This is a genomic window from Clostridium autoethanogenum DSM 10061, from assembly GCF_001484725.1.
Lineage (GTDB): Bacteria > Bacillota > Clostridia > Clostridiales > Clostridiaceae > Clostridium_B > Clostridium_B ljungdahlii.
In genome coordinates this window covers 837174-860972 of sequence record NZ_CP012395.1, presented here as the reverse complement: position 1 = coordinate 860972, position 23799 = coordinate 837174, and the positions used below count along the sequence as shown (strand labels likewise).

Sequence of the window (23799 nt, the reverse complement as noted above, 5' to 3'; positions counted from 1 at the left end):
TGACTTTAAGGTGAGAGATTCGTCACTTTGGGAAACGAAGGTCAAACATGGCGCCGCCCTGTGGGTGATTTTTGGCGGTAATCGTTCCGCTCTGACGTGTTATAATCATTTTGCAGAGAGCGAGTCCAATCCCGTATCCTGTGGCACTTGAGTTTTTCCCACGATAGAACCTGTCAAACAGGCAGGGTAAATCTCCTTTTTCAAAGCCTGCACCGCTATCGTGGATGATAATCTCGGTAAACAATGGGTTGTCCGTGCAGACAATCTCAATCTTCCCATTATCCCCTGCACTTTCCATGCAATTTTTGATGATGTTTTGAATTGCTTCCGAAAGCCAACCAGAATCACCCTGAATGATTATCCCTTTCGGTACGTCTATTTGTAAAGCAATATCGTGCAGTTCCATTTGGATCAAAAACGGGTGAATCGCAGCGTTTATCAAAGTATTTACATCTATCTGTTCAGCTTTAAAAACCACAATGCCTGCGTCCAGGCGGGATAATTTGAGAAGGGAAGTAAGTAGCCAATCCATATGTACAAACAATTCCTTTGTTTCCCGTATCAATGCTTTCCGTTCATTTTCGTCAGGGTTATTCTCTAACAATGATAGAATGAGGTTTACGGATGTGAGAGGAGTGCGGAGTTGATGAGCTATGTCGGCCAGTGAATCAGCAAGATGTTCTTTTTCTTTTTTCAGTGCATCATTTTGCTCCCGAATACGCAGCGTCATTTTTGTTATCTCGCTTTGCAGAATGGAAAGTTCGCCCTCATCTAATTCACCAATATACAGGTGATCAGCATTATGAAGCACAATATCAATTTGATCTGAAATTTGCGCAATGCTTTTATATCGAGCTTTGGTAAATGCAAAAAACGCTATTCCAAAGGCGGTGGCAGAAGCAATGGCAAGAATTCCAGCTGCCGCATTAATTGCAAATCCCAGCGTCACAGCGGCGGCAGCTATTAAGGAGAACAAAATGGCAAACTTTCTAAACTCTCTATTCCGAAACATACCCGCCCCCCAATCTATATCCAGTCCCGCGAACGGTCAGAATTATTTGCGGGCTTGCTGGGTTGTTCTCTATCTTCTCACGCAGGCGTTTAATGTACACGGTCAATGTATTGTCATTGACAAACTCGCCCGCAGCGTCCCACAATTCGTCAAGCAGTCTGCCCCTCGTGATAATACTTTTGGGGTTGTTAATAAACACCAGAAGTAAGCGGTATTCTAAGGCTGAAAGAAAAACTTCGCTGTCGTCCTTTTTCACGACGCCACTTGCCATATCGATATGAAGCCCACAGACTTCAAAAGCCGATGGAGAACGTCCGCTTTTTCGCAGGGCAGTTCTGATTCGTGCAATCAGTTCACGCGGACGAAAAGGCTTGGTAATATAGTCGTCGGCACCCATGTTTAGCCCGGTAACAACACTCGCCTCATCACCAGAAGCAGTTAGAAAGATAACGGGAACATCCTGTATTTCTTTGATTTCCGTGCAAACCGTAAAGCCATTTCCGTCAGGCAAAGAAATATCTATAAGTGCTAGGTCAAATTTATTCCCAGCAAGCATGGCAAGGGCATCACTACGCGTAGGTGCGTGAGTGACTGTAAATCCCTCCGAGCGGAGCAAAAGCACAAGGTTTTTAGCAATTTCCTTATCGTCCTCAACCAAAAATATCTGCTTCATTTATTTTCACCATCCTTTGCTTTACTGCTCCTATATCGTCCGTCAGCCGGTTTTTCAGCGTGAGCAGGAACAAGCCATGTATTTCCCATTTTTTCAGCTCCCTTAATCCGTCCAGCAGAGCAATAGTACACTACCATTCTGTCTGTGATTCCCCAATCTTTAGCTGCTTCTTTTGTTGTTATATAATCCACGTATAGCACCTCCATAATTTTATTATATTTCCTTTAACGGAAATATACAAGCTGAGTATAAATGACATTAAAACTATTTTGGTTGCATACATACTAACTTTTTAAGCTTTTCCAGAAAGCTTCTTAAATGAAGCCGCATATAAAACCATTCCTACTAGAGTAAATATAAGTCTACTCATTATAAAATTCAAATGCAAACTAAAAATAGGTTCTCCGAGACTATCAACAGATATAACTGTAGGCATATAAGTCACATACCCTTTGGCGAAAATATCAATAAAAGGTGCGCTGTTAAAACTTATAAGTGACAAAATCAAAACAATTGGAATCCAAGCATAAAGCAAGGTTTGGCTTTTGCTGCCCAAGAACATACTGGTTCCAAGAACAAACACAAAAGTAGGAAGTAATATTATTAACATTGGTAATAAAAAATTTTGAAAACCTGCAAAATTAAATGTTGTCTTGTAAAACACAAAACTTATGAAAATGCAGCATATGGCAATAATTAAGTAAGAAATAGACAGAGCTAAACTTTTTGTAGCCAAATATTTTTTCTTTGGTAAAGACGTACATGAAGTAATTTCTCTTACTCTTTGTTCATTTCTAGAAAAAAGTCCTGTACAAGAAAGCATTAAAATTAATAACATAATTGTATTTATGTCACACAAAAACTTGCAATAACTCCATTTTGAAAAAGGTGCTGTACCAGAAACAACTTGTATTATTTCTGTATAGAGGTCAATCACCGAAAAGAAAAGTGCAATTATGAAAGTTATTACAAATATCCTTGAAAAAATTATTCTCTTTAGTTCGTATTTAAGAATTTTTGTATCCATTGACCACTACCTCCTTTTAGCACCAGTAATATTTAAAAACTCAGAAAAAGATAGTTTTTTATCTTTTTTACCATAATATTCTTGGTAAATAACTTTCATGGAATTAAAATAATTTTCTTCACCAATGTTATTATAAACATTGTAAATTTCAAGTGGTGCCAAATGATACATTTTATCATCCTTTAAAATTAATGTAACGAAATACTTTGGAAATATTGATAGTTTGTTCATGTATTCAGGATTTCTTTGATAAAAGTTTCGATTCAATTTATTTGCTCCTTCTTTCCACTTTTTCACCAATAAATTTTCTGCATAGTCTTTTCCAAATTTGTTTTTCAAGAATAAATAAGTGCTAAAATCTGCAAAAGCCTCATCTGACCATTCATCGTGATTTTTATCTATTTGATTATGGCTGTTTGCATTAGATACATTTATTCCAGTGCCCCACCATTGATGAGCAATTTCATGCGTGAGCAAAGCAAAAGTGTCAGAAGAAGATGCTGTCGATGATTCCACGTTGGATTTTTTCTTTAAACAATCTTCGGAAACATAAGAGATATTTCCGTTTTGAAATCCACCTCCGCCCTGTACTCCTGATGTTACAACTACTTTAAGACTATCTTTGCCTAGGGGCCCAAATTTCTCCGAAAAGAATGAGAATATATCAAGCGTGTCATTTCCTCTAGATTCAAATTCTTTTCTCGCAGCCAATGGATAGAAAAACTCCACATTTGTGCCCCTTACATTTCTTTCAAATATTCCATATCGTCCGGCTGTCAAAGATAAGTCACTTAGTTTATCCCAAGAAAAACTCCAAGTAGTAAAACCATCATGCTCAGAAATTTTGTGATTTTTCTCTCCCTGAGTTATGACTGTAAACTTTGAGTCCATTTTTATTGTTCCTTTAATAATCCTATCCTTTTGTTCAACACAAACAACAGGAGCAATGTCCGTGGTGCTATTTAACCTTACATAATTTTTGCTAATTCCTTGAGAAAAATCTTTAGTTGTACTTTTGGCTTTCGGTGTACCTGAATACCTTATGCTTAATTTAGTTTTAGTCTTTCTTGGAATGCTTATTTCAAAAACGTTGTTAAGCTTTGCACTGCTCAAAATCTTAGGGGAAACTTGTATGCAACTTATGCCTTTGTTGCCTAACTTGATTTCACTAATGTGGTAACCGTCTGCTAATTCAAAATATACATTTTGAGGCTTATCAGTTCCGTTTTGCAGCTCCTCACAATAAGCTCCACTAGCACAATTTTTATCTTTTTCTATCTTAAGATCTACAAACATATTTGAAGTTCCTATAACATTAGTGTTTACAGGCGTTTCTTTTTTACCATTAATCAATACTGACACCACATCCGTAAGCGAAATTGATTTGAAAATCGGTTCATTTTGAAAAACAAAAAATGCTCCAAAAAGAGAAACCAAAAAGCAAATTGGTATGAGCTTATATTTTTTACAGTTTTTAAAGATAGATTTAAATAATCCTTTTTCATAACATCTATGGCACAACATACCGAATAAAAATATGGACATAGCTACCGATAACCCAAAGAGCCTATTCCAGAGCATTCCCAAAACGATATTCCCGCTTCCGAAATTTTCGGAAAGTCCACTAGCACCTGTCTGAACCCACATATATTGATAATTGATATTTCCTGTTAAAAAACTAAAAAGCACCGCTAAAAGCATAATAATGCAGGTTATATTAACGTTCCTAAATATAAGATAAAATCCTGCGGTCATAAGAATTGTTAGCACAATGGAGCCAAAAATTATTAAGGTGTAACTGAGCAGGAAATAACTAAAATCGGTTAGACTGCCCACGTTAAATATATAGTGAGGAATCATAATTATCATTGAACCCACTGTTGAAATAAGACCGGCACACATTAAGCCTGCAATTTTGGTTAAATTTATCTTTATAGAACTTGATATTGGCTCAATTATATAATTGACTCTAAACCTAAGTATTTTGTCAAACTCAAAAACTGTTAGTGCCGTAAACGCAAAAGCTCCAATTACTGCTCCTACCTTTGCAGGAAAAAGTATAGTTTGAGATAAAAGAGTAGAGCTATTTATTCCAAGCATCATACTGCTAATATCTTCGCTAATGTAGGTTGAAAGTAGTACACCAATCAAAGGAAAAACTGACGTTAGCAAGATTATTATTTGAGTAAACTTTGACTTCAGAATTCGCTTTGTTTCATAGGTAAAAAATGTATTTCTCATTTAATGAACACCCCCATTGTGTATGACGTATGTATACGCATCTTCAAGGGTAGGCTCGATAAGTGGAATAGAGCTTTCTATTTCTTTGCCGATAACACGACAGGAGATGCCATTACCAGTAAACAACTTAGATGTGATTTTGTACTTACCTCCAATTCTTTTTTCTAAAGTCTCGTTATCTTTTTCCTCAACAAAACCAACATGTCCGTGTACAGCTTTTATTAAATCCGGCGAAGTTCCATCAAATAAAATCGTACCGTTATTAATGATTATAATTCTATTGCAAATGGCTTGTATATCATCGATGATGTGAGTAGAAAGTAACACTATCTTGTCATTTGCAGTCTGTGAAAATACATTTCTGAAATTAATTCTTTCTTCTGGATCAAGTCCAACTGTAGGTTCATCTAAAATTATAAGTTCAGGATTTCCAAGTAATACTTGTGCTATACCAACACGCTGCCTCTGACCCCCTGAAAGAGTTTTAATTTTGAAATTTCTTTTTTCTTGCAAATCAGTCCTTTCAATAGCTTGCCCAATAATACCTTTCACGTTGTTTTTAATTTCTTTTAATGCACACATGTAATCCAAAAACTCATAAACTGTTAATTCATCATATAAACCAAAACTTTGCGGCAAATACCCAAGCTGATTTCTGAGTTCTTTTTCGTATTTTTGGATTGGTCTACCATCAACAATTATTTCGCCGGCCGTCGGTATTATCTTCGATATCAATAGTTTCATAAAGGTACTTTTCCCAGCACCATTAGGACCCAAAAGGCCTATAAAATTTGGACTCTTCATCTCCAAACTAATGTCGTTTAGTGCCTTTTTCCCTGTTTTGTATGTCATACTCACATTTTTGATACTAATTTTCATAAATGCTGTTACACCCCTTTTTCATGTTTTACCTATATAATAAAACCTTCAACTTACATCTCTGTGACTTTCAGGTGAGAGATTCGTCACTTTCTATGTAATTTTTGAGGATGTTTTGAATTGCTTCCGAAAGGTTTCTACTCGATAAGACTTAAAAAGCATACTAAGATATATGTTGCTACATAAATAAAGTTTTGCTTGACATAACAATAAGTTTTCTATTATTATGCAAGTTTTAAAAGAAAAAATTAGAGATAAGATATTAAAAGCTGCTTAAAACATATTTTATGAAAAAGGCTTTAAAGATACCACTACGCGTAGTATTGCCAAAGCAGTAGGTATAAGTGTTAGTAATTTATATCTATACTATGAAAACAGGGAAGTCATTTTTACTGGAGTAGTTGACGAATTTTATGAATACTTTATTAAAAAAGCAAAATTGCCTTGGTGAAGTTATCCACAGCAACTTTCGCAAACTATTTTTTGTGTAATAAAAAAATAATAATTGGAGAATTTTACTATGAAAGCATCAATTATTGAATTTAGTCCATTAGGTAATACAAATCATGTAAGTGAACTAATAAAAGCTGCACTAGAACAGAATAATATTAGCGTGCAATTAGTTAACATTACTGGAAATGAAAAATACTTTTCTACAAATAATAAACGAAACTTTTTACAGGAAACCATTGGGGAACACGATATTCTATTTATAGGTTCGCCTTCCTATTTTGTTTATATTAAGAAAGTTGATGACAAATCCTATAAATATAAAAATTTTTATATAATTAATGAAATAAATATTATAAATATAAAATAAATATTGACACTTAGAATTCTAATTGTTAAACTATAAATAGTTAGAGTTCTAATATAATTTAGGAGGAATTTAAATGACTAATTCTAGATACTCTATACAAACACCATATTTACAATTAATAAGAAGTATTGCGATAAAAATGAAACTCAGTTCTGATGAAAAAGTAAAAAAGTTAGGATTAAATTCTCAACAAGGACGCATGATAGGTTATATTTATGAACATCAGGACAGTGGTATTATTCAAAAAGACTTGGCACGAGCATTTCAACGTACAGAAGCAAGCATTACAAGTATGCTTCAAGGGTTAGAGAAAAAAGGATATATAGAAAGAAGAATTCCTAAAGAGAATGAGAGACAAAAATATATATACGTATTGCCTAAAGGTGCCGAATTAATAGAAGATTTTAATAAATCAGTGGTTGAGACAGAGGAAAATATTATTGCAAGCTTGACGGAACAAGAAAAAGAGACGTTGTTAGCTTTGCTATTGAAAGTAGATAGAAATTTATAAGTTATTAATATAATAACTTATACCTAAAAACTTAGAATTCTAAGAATATGAATTCTAAGAATACTTATTGTGGAGGATGAAATTATGAAACAAAAATTGTCAAACGAATATTATTTAGAAAATGCACCAATTACTAAGGCAATTGCACATTTATCTATTCCTATGATGATTGGTATGTCAGTAGGTACAATATATAACGTTATTAATGCTTTTTTTATTGGACTATTAAACAATACAGATATGTTAACTGCCGTTACTTTAGGACTACCAATCTTCACTATATTGATGGCTTTTGGAAATATGTTAGGAGCTGGAGGGGGAACATTTATAACTCGTCTTGTTGCAAAACAAAATATAGAGAAAGCTAAGAAGATAGCAGGATATACTTTTTATAGTAGTATTATCATAGGAATTTTGCTTGGAATAATCTTAACAATAGCACTTACTCCTATTGTTAAGATTATGGGAGCAGATACTTCTGCTATTATTAATTATACAAAAAGTTATTCTTTAACTATGTTTATTGGTGGTTTTGCAATTGTAATGAACTTTGCATTGGAGCAAGTCGTGAGAGCAGAAGGAGCATCAAAAGAATCAATGCTTGGAATGGTTGTAAGTACAATTTTTAGTCTTATCTTTGACCCATTATTTATACTATTATTTAAATTTAATGTTGTAGGGGTAGCATTATCAATGATTTTAGCTAATATAGCTTCATCTATTTACTATGTTTACTACTTGGAAACAAAAAGTGAGAATTTAAAAGGATTTATTAAGAATTTTAATATTTCTCTTAAAGATAAAATAGAGATATATAAAATTGGGGTTTCTGAATTGTTGCTAGCTGGTTTTTTAATTATTACAACTCTTCTTTTGAATAATTATTCAATTAGATATGGAGAAAGTGTAGTAGCTAGTTTTGGGATTGCTTTGAGAATTGTACAAGTACCAGAATTTATTGCAATGGGGCTGGCGCTAGGAATTATTCCTTTGATTGCATATAATTTTTCTAATGAAAACTTTAAGAGATTAAAAGACAGTATAAAACAATCAGCTTTATGGATTTTGGGATTATCAGGCGGGGTTGTTACTTTAGTCTATATTTTTAGAAATGTAATTATTCATCTGTTTTCTAATGATGCAGCAGTATTAAGTGTTGGAGTTTATATCATGGCTGCCATGCTTATTTCCGCATTCTTCAATGGATTTACAACATTGTTTATAGGAATTTTTCAGGCATCAGGTCAAGGAACACCATCAACAATTATGTCAATTACACAAGGAATTCTTTTTATTCCTGTGATAATAGTATTGAATAATTTCTTTGGATTGCATGGTGTTATATGGTCTATGACCATTACAGAAATAATTACCTTTTTAACTGGAGTAATACTATATATTATTTTTAATAATAAACTAAAGAAGAATCAAGTAGTAGCAAACTAGCATCAATAAATATTGTATCTATATAACTATTTAGTTTTAATAAAGTGAGTATAATAAGCAAGGAAGTAAGCGGGATTATCACTTGCTACTTATATGGTAAAAACAAGTAGATAAAGCATATCATAAGTAATGATTAATGTATAATTTAGTACGTAATTTTCTTATCTTGTGACGTAAGAGTAATTTATTGTTCATCAATTTTTTGTGATTTGGATATTATAATATTATACACAAATTTAAAAATATAAAAGGAGTGTATCAGCATGAATGACAAAAAATATGGTACAATTTTTATATGAATTAAATTACAATGGCAAATTATTGAGTATATATATTGAGGTAAGGATTAAAAGAAATGTTTTCATTCATGATATTCGCTGTCTTAAGAAAGGAATCGATATAAGTATGAAAACAGTAGTAATATATAAATCAAAAACAGGTTTTACAAAGAAATATGCAGAGTGGATTTCAAAAGAATTGTCAGCAGATATTTTTGATGCAGCAAATGTTAATATTAATATGCTGGCTAAATATGATACCATAATCTATGGTGGGAGTTTGTATGCAGTAGGTATTATTGGCATAAATTTAATTACAAAAAACCTTAATAAATTAAAAAATAAAAAGATTGTAGTTTTTGCCACAGGGGCGTCACCTTCAAGAGATGAAGTGATAACTGAAGTTAGGAATAAAAACTTTACTACAGATCAACAAAAGTCTATCGAGTTTTTTTATTTAAGAGGTGGATTTAATTATAGTAAACTAAACATTTTTGACAAATTTCTTATGACACTATTGAAATGGAAAATAAAAAATAAAAAGCAGGAAGATTTATCGTCTGATGAAATAGGCATGCTTTCTATATATGATAAACCAGTAGATTATACAAATAAGAAAAATGTACAAAAAATAATAAATTATGTTAATTCGTAAAGTTATTGTACTATTCATCAACTAAAAAGACAGCACTACTTTTTTGATTTATACTTTATGGTTACATGGATGATCCTATTGTTACGATATATACTCATATTTAAATTTAAAACATTTGTTTATCAAATTAAAAAACTTCTAGGAAATAGAGGAAAATAAAATGGTGCCAGCACTAAAAAAATATGAAAAAGGAAAAAGTAAATATAATCTATTACTTAAAAAGCAACAAAAATGTATAGATACTATAAGTAGATTAAGATTTGTTGTTTTCATACTAGGACTTATAGTTTTAGTAAGAATGTATATATTAAAAAAGCCTTTTTTATTTAATTCTATAGTTTTAGGTATGCTTATTTTATTATTTTACCTATCTTATTTACATAGAGGTATGGAAAATAAAAAGAAATATATGGTTGCATTATACGAAGTAAATGAAACTGCAATAAAACGATTGAAGGGGGAGTGGAAAGATTTTGAGGATATTGGTGAGGATTTTATAAATAAAAATCATAATTACTCGTACGATCTTGATATTTTTGGTAAGGGTTCTTTATTTCAATGGATAAATACAGCTCATACTTATGTTGGAAGACAAAAGTTGAAGAAACTATTAACAGAAAAGCCTAAAAGTGAACAGAATATATATGATAGACAGTCTGCAATTATAGAACTTGCACACAAAATATGTTTTAGACAGCGATTTGAGGCAGAAGCAAAAATAATTTCTAACCATAAACAAAATCCAGAAGAACTTTTTTTATGGTTTAAAAAAAGTAATAAGTATGTATTAAAAAAGCAATTTATTTGGACTTTAAGAATTCTTTCAATAGTGACTGCAGTAACTAGTGTAACATTAGCAGTTAAAATATTTTATTATGCCCTAGCTGTTTTATTTGATATTCACAAGAGTGTACCAGAATTATTTTATTTAATTCCTAATTATATTCCTGTTCTTTTTATATTGATTCAATTCATTCTCTTAAGAATAAGAAGAGAAGATAGAATGAAAAATTTAATTATTGCTGAGAAATATAATGATAGCATAAAAGTATATAGAAATATGCTTAGACTTATAGAAAAGTATAAATTTAAGTCAAGGTATATTATGAATTTATGCAAAGAACTTTATAGTAAAGATGAATTAAGTGCATCTAAACAAATAGATATTTTTTCTAAAATTTGTAAATCTATAGCTAATAGACGTAATATGATATATTCTATTTTAAATCCGATTCTCATGATAGAATATCACTGGACTATTTCTATTGAAAGATGGAAGATAAAATCAGGAAATGATTTTAAAAAGTGGATTAATATAATAGCAGAATTAGAGGCATTATGTAGTATAGCAGTTATTAAACATGATAATCCATATTGGAGTATGCCTAAAATTATAACTGGATCGTCAAGAATTATAGCGAAAGATATGGGACATCCTCTTTTAGGAGAAAACCGAGTATATAATGACTTAAAAATAGAAGAACCATATCCAGTTATGCTTATAACAGGTTCAAACATGTCTGGAAAGAGTACATTTATGAGAACCGTAGGAATTAACATTGTATTAGCATACGCTGGAGCTCCTGTATGTGCAAATGGATTTTGCTGCACTATTATGGATATATATAGTTGCATGAGAATAGATGATAATCTAGGACAAAATATATCTTCTTTTTATGCAGAAATATTAAAAATCAAAAATATTGTTAAAGCTTCAAAAGAAGGGAAAAAAGTATTATTTTTATTAGATGAAATTTTTAAAGGAACTAATTCAAAAGACAGGCATACTGGAGCTATGATTTTAGTAAGGCAATTAAGTAGAACTGGAAACCTGGGATCTATATCTACCCATGATTTAGAGTTAGGTGAAATGGCAAACCATAAAAACTCAAAAGTTAAAAATTATCATTTCTCTGAATATTATAGAGATAGTATGGTTTATTTTGACTACAAATTGAAAGTTGGAATTTCAACTACAAGAAATGCAATGTATTTAATGAAATTAGCTGGGATTAGTATAGGAGGAAATAATACAATTCAATAGCTTAAGGTTATGAAAATAATTTTTCATAGTGTCAAGATATTATTCATTAATTATAAAAAAGAGTGGGGGCTATAGTGTGAGAAAAATAGCCATAATTTTAACCACTATAATGTTGTTTATGGTTGCAGGTTGTTCAAATAAAGACGTAATTAAACATAACTACACTTATAAAGGAGAAAATGAATTTTGGACTGCCCAATATAAGGTGGATTCCACAGGTACATTTACTAATGTGTCGTAATTTACTTATAATACGGATCAGTTAAACAAAATTGTTCTTTGTAATTAGAGTGATAGTAAATTTCTATAGAAATGATTAGTTGAAGGGGTAAAATCATGAAAAAGTTCCAGCAAAAAGTGAAATTAAAAAAACTAGAGGTCTAGTAAATTATAATGACATAAAGTAGCACTTTGGGAACTTAATAAAAGACTTAGCAAGAAAAATTAATTGTTAATACAAGAGTGACATAATCAAATAAGCATAATTAGAAATTATTTTACTGCGGAATATTTTTAGGGGGATAAGGTTGAAAATTGGTATTAATGCTTCATTTAAAAAACTTCATTTAATCAAGGAAACATTTAAAGAGTATAATATTCAACATATACAAATTGCATTACCAGCAAATCTTGATATGATTAGCAATGATATATACAATATGGTAAGTAAGTATAAAATTGAAAACCCGGGTATTGAAATTAGTATTCATGCTTATCCGTTCAACTTCGCTGAATCAGTAGAAGTAGTAAGGAATACATGGATAGAACTAGCCCATAAAACTATTGATTTCGCTAATAACATAGAAGCAGTCTTTGTAAACTTTCATTGTGGTTATGGCATTGATGCTGGAAAACGAAAACAGCACGATGAAGTAGTAAGAAAATTAATACCAGTGCTATATAAAATTACAGACTTAGGGGTACGTAACAATATAGAAATTCATATAGAAAATTTATATTCAGAACAAAGAAATAGTGATTTTTGTAAAATTGGAGATAGGTTAAGTGATTTTCAAAAAATATTTGAAAGTATTGAATCCTCAATGTTAAAGCTTTGCTATGATTATGGACATGGAAATTTAGATGAGAATGGCATTGACATACTTCGCAAGTTTTATTATAGGCTGGGAAGTATACACGCGCATGATAACGACCAATTAGCTGATATCCACTGGCCAATTGGAAATGGAGATTTGGGTTCAATTAAATGGGATGAAGAAATTAAATTTTTGAATAGCATTAATTATAAAGGTGCTTTTATTTTGGAAGGTTACCCGAATGACCAGTTGGAATCTTTAAAGTATCTTAAAAAATTAAATTTGGAAGGGTAATTTTATGAGTAAAAAGAGAATTTAAAGAGAAATTGAAACTGAGAAAGTTGAATTAGAACCAAGACCTGCTTATGACGGCAGGCCTTATTTTTTGAAAAAATAGTGAGAAAGTATCAAAAAATTACCTAACAAATAATCCAATAATAAGACATAAATTAATTGACTAATATCCATATTTAGGTATGGCCCTTTTGTAATAAATTTATTTTTTCTTTATTTTTAATACACTTTTAATATATTTTTGCCTTTTATAATTGTAAATATTGGTAGCAAATAAAATTTATTAAAAGAGGATGATGAAAGTGGCGGAGAAGGTTTTAGAATTAAAAAACATTTCTAAAAAGAGAGGTAAAAAGCAGGTATTAACTGATGTTAATTTTTCTATAAATAAAGGCGAGATATGTGGCTTTGTAGGCAGAAATGGTGCAGGCAAGACCACATTGATTAAAATTATAACAAGCATGCTGTTTCCTGATGAAGGCGAAGTAATAATTTGTGGAAAAAATCTTAAGACTGAAAGAGAAGAGGCTTTAAAAAATGTTGGAGCAGTAGTGGAAACACCAGTGATGTATGGATATATGACAGGAAGGCAAAACCTAAATTATATATCAAGCGTACTTAAAGATGTAACAAAAAATCAAATAGAAGGTGCTGTAAAATCATCTGATTTAGGTAAAAAAATTGATGAGAAAGTAAAAAAATATTCTCTAGGTATGAAACAAAGACTGGGGCTTGCAGAAGCACTAATGGGAAATATATCATTACTAATACTAGATGAGCCTACAAATGGACTGGATCCTATGGGAGTTTTTAAACTTAAAAACACTATAAACACTTTAGCTAAAGAAAAAGGAGTAAGTGTTTTTATATCTTCACATATCTTAAGTGAAATAGAAAATATATGTACAAAGATTGTATTTATAGATGACGGAAAAATTATTAATATTCAGGAAATAGGTGATAACGCAAAAGTTAGTAGTGAAAAAAATATGTTTATAAAAACTAATTTTCCAGAAAAATCATCAGAAATCATTCAAAATATAGCCAATGTAAAAATATTAAAGGTAAAAAATAATGGTATTTCAATCTTAATAAATACTGAGTTACATGATATTTTTGATATATTAAAAAATTTACATGAGGCTGGAATAAATGTAGAAGGTTTCTTTGAAGTAAAGCAAAATTTAGAAGATAAATTTATAAAGATGATGGGAGAAGATAGTGATGAGTAAATATATATGGCAGGAACTTAAAAGAGTTATGATGAAAAAGAAAATTGCGCTTATTGTCATTCTCATTATTACAATAGCTTTTGGATTAATGAGAATCTCAAAAATAGATACTGTAGAAGTACAAATTCAAAAAGATAAAGTTCTTCTTAACAGTCTAAAGATAGACAAAACTAAAGCTGATACTGAATTTAAAAAGGCAGATATTTCTAGAGATATATTGGAGACTCAAAAAGAAATAGATGACAAAGAAGACATGCTAAATCAAATAAATAACTATGATAAATCAAAATTAGATAAACAAATTCAAAAATTGGAAAAAGAAAATAATCCTAAAAATGAATACAAAATACTTCAATTGAAATATGAAAAAGAACACAATATAGAAAAAAGTGAGTTAACACCAAAGGGAATGTATGCAGCTATAGATATTTTACAATATTTTGTATTGCTTTTTTTGATTATTCCTATTGTATTGTCATCTGACATAGTATCAGGGGAATATTCACCCAATACAATTAAGGCTTTAATTGCTAAGCCTATTTCAAGAAAAAAAATCATAACATCCAAGTTTATTGTTTCAGTGATTTTAAGTGCAGGCACTATAATTATAAGTACTATAATATTTATAGTGGAAGCTGGAATTCACTTAGGCTTTTCAGATTATAGATTGCCTTTTGATGTAAGTGCAAAATATGTTTTAGATAAATCACTACCATTAAGTCCAGTGACTTCTCAAATGAAGTACGTAAGTGGAAGTATGTCAATAATTCCTGTTTGGAGTGTAATTCTTCAACTTATATTAATTTTAATAGTTATTTCAATAGCTATTATATCAATAATTATGTTTATATCAACTATTTGCAGGAATTCACTTATTTCATCGCTTGCAAGCTTCATACTAATTGCAGGAACACAATTCTGGTACCTCTTTTGTTTTTCAGGTAAATATCTTGCAGCAGCTAAATATGGCGCTTTTGTAAAGTTTTTACCTATCCCATATATGGTTGATAGTTTGGGTACCTTATCCGGAGATATTTCTTTAAAACTTGCTAGTAGTATAAATGTGTCTTTTGTTTTGATTGTATGTTTTCTGTGGACTTTAGTTATGATGTTTTTAAGTACTTATGTTTTTGGAAAGAGAGATCTTGACTAGTTGATTTTCTAATATACCCTAAGTAAAAAGTGATATAATTTTGAATTGGGTGATAGTTATGAAAGAAAATATATTAATAATAGATGATGACAAAGATATAAGAGAAATGCTTGTAAATTATTTTTCTAAAGAAGGTTATATCATGCAGGCTGCCTGTAATGGAGAAGACGGACTTGAGATTGTAAAATCAAAACCGATTTCTTTAATACTTCTAGATGTTATGATGCCTAAAATGGATGGTTATACAATGCTCATTAAGCTCAGAGAATTTTCAAGCATACCTGTTATACTGCTTACTGCAAAAGACCAGCAAATAGACAAAATAAAGGGATTTATAGATGGCTGTGATGATTATATAGTAAAGCCCTTCGATTTTACGGAACTTTCATTAAGAGTCATGGCTATACTTAGAAGAAGTAATGTTAATCATGCTGTGAAAAATCATATACTCAATGTTAAGGATATTGAAATCAATACTTTAGAACATACAGTAAAAAAAGACAACTTAGAAATAGTATTAACTCCCAAGGAATATGAAATTTTATACACACTGGCATCAAATAAAGGCAGGGTGTACTCAACCAAAATGCTTTATGAAATGCTTTGGAAAGATACATTTATGGAAAATGACAATACTGTAACCATGCATGTTAAAAATTTGAGGAACAAGCTAGGTGATAACATTAAGAAGGGCAAATATATAAAAACTATCTGGGGAGTTGGTTATAAAATTGAGAACGATATTTGAACTTATTATTGTTATAATACTATTTTCTGTAACTTTAAAATTAAAAAGAATATTTAAACTTAGGAGTGAACTAGTTTTTTGTGCAATTGTTTCTGGACTTATATCATTTATGCTTGTAGTTTTTTTAAAGGAATATATTTTAGGATCATTTTTGAACAATTCTAAAGACACTCCTATATATATACATAGACATATAGTTTCTAGGATTGAAGATGATTTAAAAAACATGGATATTAATAATTCCAGCAAACTACAAAAATATATGGATAGAGAATTTAATATGTCATGTTATATTTTTGTGGTAAAAAAAGATGGAAGGGTAATAGCTGCAAATAATAGAGAAATTAAAAATATAGATATTCATGAAATTGCAGACGGTAAAAATACATTTAAATTTTTAGATACTGGTAGAGATAACATATTTAAAATAACCAGGTGTGATTACTTAAAAGATGGATACTATTTATATTATATATATATAGGTTATGGAAAATTAGACACTGAAAACAATATAGGTATACTATGGATTGTAACTTTTGCAATTATTTTTTTCTTGCTCATATGGAAGCGTATTTCCTATATATCTAAAATAAAGTCAACAGTTAGAAATATTGCAGAAGGCAGATTATCCAATCGTGTTCCATTAAAATACAAAAATGAATTAGGTGAGCTTGCCGAAGACATAAACTACATGGCTTCAAAAATTGAGAAAGAAGAAAAAAGCAGAAACGAATTCATGACCAATATATCTCATGACTTGAGAACTCCGTTAACTACTATCCTTGGATATATAAATATGATTAAAAATAATAAGTATGAGTCAAAAAATGAACTTGATAATTACGTTGACATAATGAATAAGAAAGGTATTTATTTAAAAAACATGCTTGATGATTTTTTTGAATACTCAAAGCTCTCTTCAAATGATATCATACTTGAAAAGCAGAAACTTGAGTTAAATGAACTTGCAAGACAGATAGCTGAAGAAGAGGAAGACGAATTCACACAAAATGGATTAAAGCTTTCAATTAATCTGCCCCAGGAATCTATTTATATTGAAGCAGATCCTAATTTATTTTTAAGGGCTGTGAATAATCTCTTAAGTAATGCATTTAAATATTCCAAAGAAAATACAGTTGTGGAGTTTAATATTAGTAAAGAAATTTTTAATAATACGCCTTATGCAGTGCTTTCAGTGTCAAACATTCCTAATGATCCAATTTCAAAGGATGATCTGGAAAACTTCTTTGAAAGATTATATAAAAAAGACTCATCTAGACAAAAAGAAGGCAGCGGTTTAGGCTTATCGATCGTTAAAAACATAGTAAAACTTCATGGTGGATTTGTAAAAGCTTATAAGCAAGATAATAAATTAGTATTCAAAGTATATCATCCATGTTAATGACCTAATTCCAAAGACGGTTTGATGCCATTTTATATATGGTGTTAAACAGTTTTGCATTTTTATATGAAAAAATTTTATCTTTCATTTAGTGAAGTCTTAAATAAGGAAGCTTAACCTGGGGACTCTGTCCCCAAACCACTGAGGTTTATCGATTTTTGTCCTTCCAGAAACGGGTAGTTTAAAAGCCATCTGTTTCTGGAAAGAACACCAATAGACGTTTAGTTTGCTCCTTATTATTGTCTTATCCTTTAGCAAAATTATCATTACCTTTTTTCTTGAAAACTTCATCCCATGTTTTTTCTGCATATGGAACAAAATCTTCTGCTGATTTTGTTATTTTTTTATGAAATTCATTGTCATGAAGCATTTTTTCTGCTCCAGAATCGTCAGGCTTTGCTCCAACCTCCTTACATACATTAATTATAACATTCGTGTTATCTATCATCATACACGGTCTTAACATATTTTTATTATAAGGCTGTATTGACCTTAGCTTTTTGAAAAAAGGATCTCTAAAAGCATCAATTAAATGCCTGCCCTTTAAGTTAACTGTTGAAAAGTGAGAAAATATACAAGGTTCAACATCCTCTTTTGAATTTACATGAAAATAATATTTACCTGCTATACACCCACCTACATACGGAGCATCATTGAAGAAGTCTAAAGTAAAATATGGTTTATTAGCTCTTATTTCTCGGGCCCTTTTTCCAAGGTAATCTCTTTGTTCTGCTGTAAGCATCATATTAAAATCTTCATCTTCGCCATTAACAGGCATGAATAAAAAGTACCAGCTCATTTTCGAACCTTTTTCAATTAACATATCGGTAAATTCATCACTGAGTACGGTGTTTATATTAGTTCTTGTAACTGCTGAAGATACTCCGAATAATATACCCCTTTCATGGAGCATGTCCATAGCCTTTAAAACTTTTTGGTATGTTCCTTTTCCTCTACGAGCATCAGTATCATTTTCAAATCCTTCAATTGAAAGCATAGGTATTACGTTACCACATTTCTTGATTCTATCTGCAATTTTTTCATTGAGTAAAAGTCCGCTAGTAAATGGTGTAAACATTACATCGTCATATTTCTCATATATATCCAGAAGATAATCGTTGAAGAAAGGTTCGCCACCTAGAATAATAATATAATAAATTCCAAGATCTCTTGCTTCTCCTATAATTCTATCAACTTCTTCAGGAGGAATATCATCTTTTTTACTGTAGCTTGAAGCATAGCATCCTTTACAGTGAAGTGGGCACCTCATAGATGGACTTAGAAGCATGACAAAGGGTATTTTAGTATTCTCCTCATCCATGTATTTTTGCCTCTTAGGGCCAGCATACCAATTTGCATTTGCAAAAAAGTTAGTAAAAAACTTCTTTAAACATTTAGTATCTGTATTTTTTAAAATATCCTGGATAAATTCATGCTTGGATTTATCGTTGTTGTAGTAATTCTCAACAAACTCAATCTGAGCCAATGCAGATTTATCTTTTGTCAGCAGTTTAATAGCTGAAAATATTTTATCTACATTTTCTCCTGGGTTTTTATCAAGATAATTAACGATTTTGTTTACAATAGCTTGTTTAGTGTTTTTTTCTAAAGCATTTTTTATTTTCATATAAGATTCCTCCTAGCAAATTAAAAAAATTTTTCTATTCATATTCCTATAAAATTTTTAGTATATTATGCGAGTGCTATAAACAGAGTTCTTAGCATCAGATGGAGTTTTGACTCCACCTGATGCTTATTAACAGTATTCTTAGTGCTTTAGCACTTAGAAAGCGTTATCCAGGGACGTAGATGCCCTTTATTCCCACTTGGAGAAAAGCAGATATCCCAAATCTTTGATTTGGTGATAGTCGCTTTCGCTGTGTGCAAGCAGATATCCCAAATCTTTGATTTGGTGATAATCGCTTTCGCTGTGTGCGTGGGAATATTAGAGCAGGTAGTCATCGGATAAATTAAAATTGAACTAAAGAATATAATTCATCTTTATTTTCCTGAGGTATCCCAATATATCTAAGAGTGATCTTTTTTGATGAATGATTAAATGTATACATAATAAGACCAATATTGTATCTGCTCGCCTTATAAGTCCAGTATCCCCATGTTTTCCTTAAGCTGTGAGTACCAAAATTATTTATATGCAGACTTACAGCTGTAGACTTTAGAATCCTGTAAGCTTGTGTGACACTTATGGGTTTATTTAAGCCTTTTCTGCTCTGAAAAATATAAAAAGTTTGTCCAAGATTATTATGCTCTATATAGGCATTTAGAGCTTTTTTAAGGCTGTTATTTAATTTGATTTTCTTTTTTTGAATCATAAGATCATCCTTGAGACTAAGATAGGAAGTCATTAGATCCTGTACTCTAACTTTAATTACGTCACTAATCCTTAATCCCGTGTTTAATTGAAATTTTGCTAACAGCCAGTCCCTTTCACTTTTATCCTTTAAATGCATGAGCAATGCGTCTATCTTGTTTTTATCTCTAATTGGATCCACAACCATCACTTTTTCCTCCTAAAAGTTATGTATTGTTTTATATATTATATCATAAAAACAATACATTGGAACAAAAAATAATATTTCTCATGCATTACATAACCGTTGATCTTTGACTTTCAGTCGTTTTATCCCATGCATAGTAATTTCTTCTTGGCACGCTTGAAACCTTGCATAGCTTCTCTATTCTCTAGTCTTGATAAACTCAAATCTTTCTATTTTATGAACTTTGACAGTATCTATTTTATGGTTATAGATTAGGGTGTATTATCAATAATATTTGTATTTATTGCATTTATGTTTAATTGGTTATTTTTTATATACGCAGGTTTTGTTTTTAAAAATAAATGGTTGATATATGCAGCATTAGTATATGCTATACTTTTTATTTTGACACTGCTTGATCAAGGAAATATAGCTTATAAAGTTTGGTATATCTTTTGGATAATTAGTTTGGTACATGCTATAAAGGCAAGACAAGAATTTTTAAATAGAAGGAATATTATAAAAAAATTAAATATATGAAAAAGAATTAAGAAGAAAAATGTCGTAATGTTAAAAGCAAATAGACATGAAGATTTTAGATCGGGATCTTTTAAAACAACAAAAAGAAAGAAGAAGTTTAAAAAAGTAAGTACCTTAAAGGAAGCAATCAAGGTAACTGATACTCAGGCACTAAAAATTGATAAAAAAGTTAATATTGCACCAGGAATAAAAGCTACAAACCTAATGAGGATGATTTTCTATATGATAAAAGCAAGCTAGAAATAGATGATATATACAATGATAATAGATAAAAAAATAAATATGAAAGAAGTACTTAGTGGATATAAACCCAATATAGATTTTGATATGCATAATAGCACCTGTTCGATATATGTAACTTACTATAAAAATAAGGATGCAGATGAATCTAAAAATGCTTCTAGGGTTCAATATACAATGGAAGTAGATTTAAGAACAAAGCAAATTAAAAATTTTAACAAGAATGAATAATAAATATAATTGGAAACGATATATAAATATAATTGTAACGGCTGTTATTAGATAGATATTACAGCCGTTAGTAGTATACCTAATAATGTGATGTAAAGAGCAATTATGTTAAAAATTTTTTGCACATGTAATATAACTTTAGAATAAAATGAAACGAGTATGTAAAAAAGGAAGTATATATAATGTTATCCAATATGAAATTTGTTAAACAATCTCTAGAGTTAAATTTATTCTTTATGAGAATTGCCAAGGAGCATGCTATTTTTCTTGAGGCAGGATTAACATCTAGAGACTACAAATTAGCTTGTCAGGCAAATATGTTGAAAAATGAATTTACCCAGTTACTTATTGAGACCATTAGACTTTCTGAAGGAATCATCAGTCCTGAAGTAGCGCACTCTGGAGAATTAGTGACAGATTTAACGCTAAATGCAGAAAGAGAAACTGAATTTTATTCGGCAATTAAAATTGACAGTAATGTTACAAGAATGGAATTAAACTTAGTACAGGGTAGATATGACAGTGACGAACTTGTTAGAACTGTAGCTATGTTAAATAATAGAGCAATGGCTGCAACAAATAGGATAGCTTTATTTAAGTCGAGATTATTAAATGATGTCCTAACTTGCAAAACATTTACTACAAACTACCCGCTACTTATAGATCATATATTAAGAGAAGCTAAATTTTACTTAAGAATGTTAGTTAAATTGCAAAATCGGGAAGAAATGGATTTAGTTAAAGAGGCTGTTTATCAAGAAGGTTTTTGGAATAGAATTATGGCAGAACATGCAAAATTTATACGGGGTTTATTAGATCCAACAGAAGTTAAATTATTTGATACAGCTAATGATTATGGTAAAAAATTTGATCAATTAACTCAAGAATCTTTAGCTTTAACACAGAATATAGGGTTGTTGCCTGAGGTGAGTGAAAAAACATTAAATGCTACTGTGGGAATTAGAAATTTCAAAAAACAGGGAACAGAAGGTTTGATAAATTGTACTATTAGATCCATAGCTTATCCTCTACTTGGTGACCACGTAGTTAGGGAGGCCAATCATTATATTAGGCTGTTAAAAGGTTATAAAAATATAAACAGAGAAATGGATAGCATAAAAAATCTAGAGAATATTTATAAATAGCTTTTTGCGATAAAATAAGGTGCATAAGTGGTATTTTCGTTTCCGAGTAAGAAGTCAGATATTTTTTCTAACTCTTTTTCTTATTTATATGATTTTTTAGCCCTGAACAAGTTTTTTTATATTTTATAATAAGTATATTCTAATACTTAAACCTAACTTTAGGTCAACATTGAATTGAAATTTATTATAGGTAATTATGACCTATTCTATTGGCGATATTTCAAAGATGCTAGGTATATTTATATCAACCCTGCGTTACTATGACAAAGAAGGGCTTCTTCCTCTTGTCAATAGAACGCATGGGAATATTCGAGTATTCGATGATACTGACATTGAATGTCTGAAAATGATAGAATGTTTAAAGAATACAGGCATGGCACTTACCCCCATCTTTTATCAAAGTGGGGGATAAGCACTGTTATGCACCTGGATAAGTGATTCCCCTAAAGGATAACGTATTCTAAGTGCTAAAGACACTAAGAATACTGTTAATAAGGTTCAGCTGGAGAAAGTCATCATTATAAGCAAACTCCATCTGAACCTAAGAATCACTTGATAGTAATCAACTCATATTCACGGCTGCCAAGACCTATTTTTTCTGCATGGGCGAGGCAGGTACTCCACTCCGATTCCGGTGTGGAGTTGGTAAAATGGTCATGATGATCTTTAAAGTTAGGTTTTGACATATTGTCTGATAATTGGCTGTTTGGCAGCGGTGCAGCTGACATACAGGCATCCACACAGGCTTGATCCAGTGCTAGCGGATCGAAGGAAGCGAACATTCCTAGATTTGGAAGGATCGGAGTATCATTTTCGCTGTGGCAGTCACAGTTAGGTGAAACGTCTATCACAAGGGAAATGTGAAAGCAAGGGCGGCCGTCTACTACCGCTTTGGTGTATTCCGCCATGCGGCAATTCAATTCCTTATTGGCTGCCCAGTTTGTAAATGCGATAGCGCCAAAATTACATGCACCTAAGCAGCGTCCGCAGCCTACACAATTTTCTGTATTGATAGTCATTTTCTTTTTCACATCATCAAACATCAAACCGTTATTGGCGCACTCTCTTTGGCACCTGCGGCACCCCTTACACTTCTCCTGTATGATATTAGGTTTACCATTAATATGTTGATCTTTTTTCCCAGCACGAGAGCCGCAGCCCATACCAATGTTTTTGATGGTACCACCGAAGCCGGCTGCTTCATGGCCTTTGAAGTGAGTGAGGCTGATAAGTATGTCAGCATCCATAATTGCATGACCGATTTTTGCCTCTTTTATATATTCACCACCTATTACCGGTACCATGATGTCATCGGTACCCTTTAGACCATCACCAATGATAACAGGACAGCCTACTGTAAGAGGAGTAAAGCCGTTTTCCCATGCACATTCCAGGTGCTCAAGGGCATTCTTGCGGCTGCCAGGGTACAGGGTATTACAGTCAGTTAAGAATGGCTTTCCGCCGAGTTCCTTAACAACGTCGGCTACAGCTCTTGCGTAATTTGGGCGCAGAAAACCTAAGTTGCCTAGCTCACCGAAGTGCATTTTGATGGCGACGAACTTGTTATCCATGTCGATTTGTTCGATACCTGCCTTTTTAATCAGCTTTTTTAACTTGGTTGGAAGACCTTCTCCAAGTTTTGTACGAAAATCTGTAAAATATACCTTTGACTTTTTCATTATAATCACCCCTG

25 protein-coding genes are annotated in these 23799 nt (G+C 31.3%); 16 read left to right on the top strand and 9 right to left on the bottom strand.

What is annotated here, in order from left to right:
• Positions 1–22: 22 nt before the first annotated feature.
• The 6 genes from CLAU_RS03760 to CLAU_RS03735 form a co-directional block, all read right to left on the bottom strand.
• Positions 23–1012: a sensor histidine kinase gene (locus tag CLAU_RS03760; RefSeq protein WP_013239366.1), complete on the bottom strand. Its 990-nt coding sequence runs from the start codon at positions 1010–1012 to the stop codon at positions 23–25.
• Positions 999–1685, bottom strand: coding sequence for a response regulator transcription factor (locus tag CLAU_RS03755; RefSeq protein WP_013239365.1), 687 nt, complete (start codon positions 1683–1685; stop codon positions 999–1001). The genes CLAU_RS03760 and CLAU_RS03755 overlap by 14 nt, the downstream gene beginning before the upstream one ends.
• Positions 1682–1876 (bottom strand): helix-turn-helix domain-containing protein, encoded by a 195-nt coding sequence (locus CLAU_RS03750; RefSeq protein WP_013239364.1) that lies wholly within the window; start codon positions 1874–1876, stop codon positions 1682–1684. The genes CLAU_RS03755 and CLAU_RS03750 overlap by 4 nt, the downstream gene beginning before the upstream one ends.
• A 101-nt stretch (positions 1877–1977) precedes the next feature.
• Entirely contained in the window at positions 1978–2712 is a 735-nt protein-coding gene (locus CLAU_RS03745; protein ID WP_013239363.1) for a hypothetical protein, read from the bottom strand.
• Between the two features lie 6 nt (positions 2713–2718).
• Positions 2719–4953, bottom strand: a complete 2235-nt coding sequence (locus CLAU_RS03740) for a gluzincin family metallopeptidase (protein WP_023161977.1) — start codon at positions 4951–4953, stop codon at positions 2719–2721.
• On the bottom strand, positions 4954–5832 hold the full coding sequence (locus CLAU_RS03735) for an ATP-binding cassette domain-containing protein (protein ID WP_013239361.1): 879 nt from the start codon (positions 5830–5832) through the stop codon (positions 4954–4956).
• Between the two features lie 280 nt (positions 5833–6112).
• Between CLAU_RS03735 and CLAU_RS21055 the strand changes: the two genes are divergently transcribed.
• From CLAU_RS21055 to CLAU_RS03685, 12 genes are all read left to right on the top strand, one after another.
• Positions 6113–6283: a TetR/AcrR family transcriptional regulator gene (locus CLAU_RS21055; RefSeq protein WP_081442104.1), complete on the top strand. Its 171-nt coding sequence runs from the start codon at positions 6113–6115 to the stop codon at positions 6281–6283.
• Positions 6284–6352: 69 nt separating this feature from the next.
• Positions 6353–6652, top strand: coding sequence for a hypothetical protein (locus CLAU_RS03730; RefSeq protein ID WP_023161976.1), 300 nt, complete (start codon positions 6353–6355; stop codon positions 6650–6652).
• A gap of 73 nt (positions 6653–6725) precedes the next feature.
• Positions 6726–7163, top strand: a complete 438-nt coding sequence (locus tag CLAU_RS03725; RefSeq protein ID WP_013239360.1) for a MarR family winged helix-turn-helix transcriptional regulator — start codon at positions 6726–6728, stop codon at positions 7161–7163.
• 84 nt (positions 7164–7247) lie between these two features.
• Positions 7248–8609: an MATE family efflux transporter gene (locus CLAU_RS03720; RefSeq protein ID WP_013239359.1), complete on the top strand. Its 1362-nt coding sequence runs from the start codon at positions 7248–7250 to the stop codon at positions 8607–8609.
• 405 nt (positions 8610–9014) lie between these two features.
• Positions 9015–9542 carry a flavodoxin domain-containing protein gene (locus tag CLAU_RS03715; protein ID WP_013239358.1) on the top strand — a complete coding sequence of 176 codons (528 nt, stop codon included), beginning with the start codon at positions 9015–9017 and terminating at the stop codon, positions 9540–9542.
• Positions 9543–9702: 160 nt separating this feature from the next.
• A complete protein-coding gene (locus CLAU_RS03710; RefSeq protein ID WP_013239357.1) occupies positions 9703–11586 on the top strand; it encodes a MutS-related protein in 1884 nt (627 codons plus the stop codon).
• A gap of 76 nt (positions 11587–11662) precedes the next feature.
• A complete protein-coding gene (locus CLAU_RS20690) occupies positions 11663–11827 on the top strand; it encodes a hypothetical protein (RefSeq protein ID WP_023161974.1) in 165 nt (54 codons plus the stop codon).
• A 286-nt stretch (positions 11828–12113) separates the two neighbouring features.
• Positions 12114–12917: a sugar phosphate isomerase/epimerase family protein gene (locus CLAU_RS03705; RefSeq protein ID WP_013239356.1), complete on the top strand. Its 804-nt coding sequence runs from the start codon at positions 12114–12116 to the stop codon at positions 12915–12917.
• 296 nt (positions 12918–13213) lie between these two features.
• The gene (locus CLAU_RS03700) at positions 13214–14149 is read left to right on the top strand and encodes an ABC transporter ATP-binding protein (protein WP_029170168.1); all 936 of its coding nucleotides are present in this window, start codon (positions 13214–13216) and stop codon (positions 14147–14149) included.
• Positions 14142–15302, top strand: a complete 1161-nt coding sequence (locus CLAU_RS03695) for an ABC transporter permease subunit (RefSeq protein ID WP_013239354.1) — start codon at positions 14142–14144, stop codon at positions 15300–15302. The genes CLAU_RS03700 and CLAU_RS03695 overlap by 8 nt, the downstream gene beginning before the upstream one ends.
• Positions 15303–15360: 58 nt before the next feature.
• Positions 15361–16050 carry a response regulator transcription factor gene (locus CLAU_RS03690; RefSeq protein ID WP_013239353.1) on the top strand — a complete coding sequence of 230 codons (690 nt, stop codon included), beginning with the start codon at positions 15361–15363 and terminating at the stop codon, positions 16048–16050.
• The gene (locus tag CLAU_RS03685; protein WP_013239352.1) at positions 16034–17452 is read left to right on the top strand and encodes a HAMP domain-containing sensor histidine kinase; all 1419 of its coding nucleotides are present in this window, start codon (positions 16034–16036) and stop codon (positions 17450–17452) included. Before CLAU_RS03690 ends, CLAU_RS03685 begins: the two co-directional genes overlap by 17 nt.
• Before the next feature lie 244 nt (positions 17453–17696).
• Here the strand turns inward: CLAU_RS03685 and CLAU_RS03680 are convergent, their stop codons facing one another.
• Both CLAU_RS03680 and CLAU_RS03675 read right to left on the bottom strand, forming a co-directional pair.
• Entirely contained in the window at positions 17697–19079 is a 1383-nt protein-coding gene (locus CLAU_RS03680; RefSeq protein ID WP_013239351.1) for a radical SAM/SPASM domain-containing protein, read from the bottom strand.
• A 343-nt stretch (positions 19080–19422) separates the two neighbouring features.
• On the bottom strand, positions 19423–19971 hold the full coding sequence (locus tag CLAU_RS03675) for a tyrosine-type recombinase/integrase (RefSeq protein ID WP_023161971.1): 549 nt from the start codon (positions 19969–19971) through the stop codon (positions 19423–19425).
• 546 nt (positions 19972–20517) lie between these two features.
• Here CLAU_RS03675 and CLAU_RS21050 point away from each other — a divergent pair.
• From CLAU_RS21050 to CLAU_RS19885, 4 genes are all read left to right on the top strand, one after another.
• Entirely contained in the window at positions 20518–20730 is a 213-nt protein-coding gene (locus CLAU_RS21050; RefSeq protein ID WP_013239348.1) for a hypothetical protein, read from the top strand.
• Between the two features lie 18 nt (positions 20731–20748).
• Positions 20749–20961: a hypothetical protein gene (locus tag CLAU_RS21045; RefSeq protein ID WP_013239347.1), complete on the top strand. Its 213-nt coding sequence runs from the start codon at positions 20749–20751 to the stop codon at positions 20959–20961.
• Positions 20962–21143: 182 nt separating this feature from the next.
• Positions 21144–22106 (top strand): DUF2935 domain-containing protein, encoded by a 963-nt coding sequence (locus CLAU_RS03655; RefSeq protein ID WP_013239346.1) that lies wholly within the window; start codon positions 21144–21146, stop codon positions 22104–22106.
• Between the two features lie 196 nt (positions 22107–22302).
• Positions 22303–22518 (top strand): MerR family transcriptional regulator, encoded by a 216-nt coding sequence (locus tag CLAU_RS19885; RefSeq protein WP_013239345.1) that lies wholly within the window; start codon positions 22303–22305, stop codon positions 22516–22518.
• Positions 22519–22654: 136 nt separating this feature from the next.
• Here the strand turns inward: CLAU_RS19885 and CLAU_RS03650 are convergent, their stop codons facing one another.
• Positions 22655–23785, bottom strand: a complete 1131-nt coding sequence (locus CLAU_RS03650; RefSeq protein WP_013239344.1) for a DUF362 domain-containing protein — start codon at positions 23783–23785, stop codon at positions 22655–22657.
• Between the last annotated feature and the right edge of the window lie 14 nt (positions 23786–23799).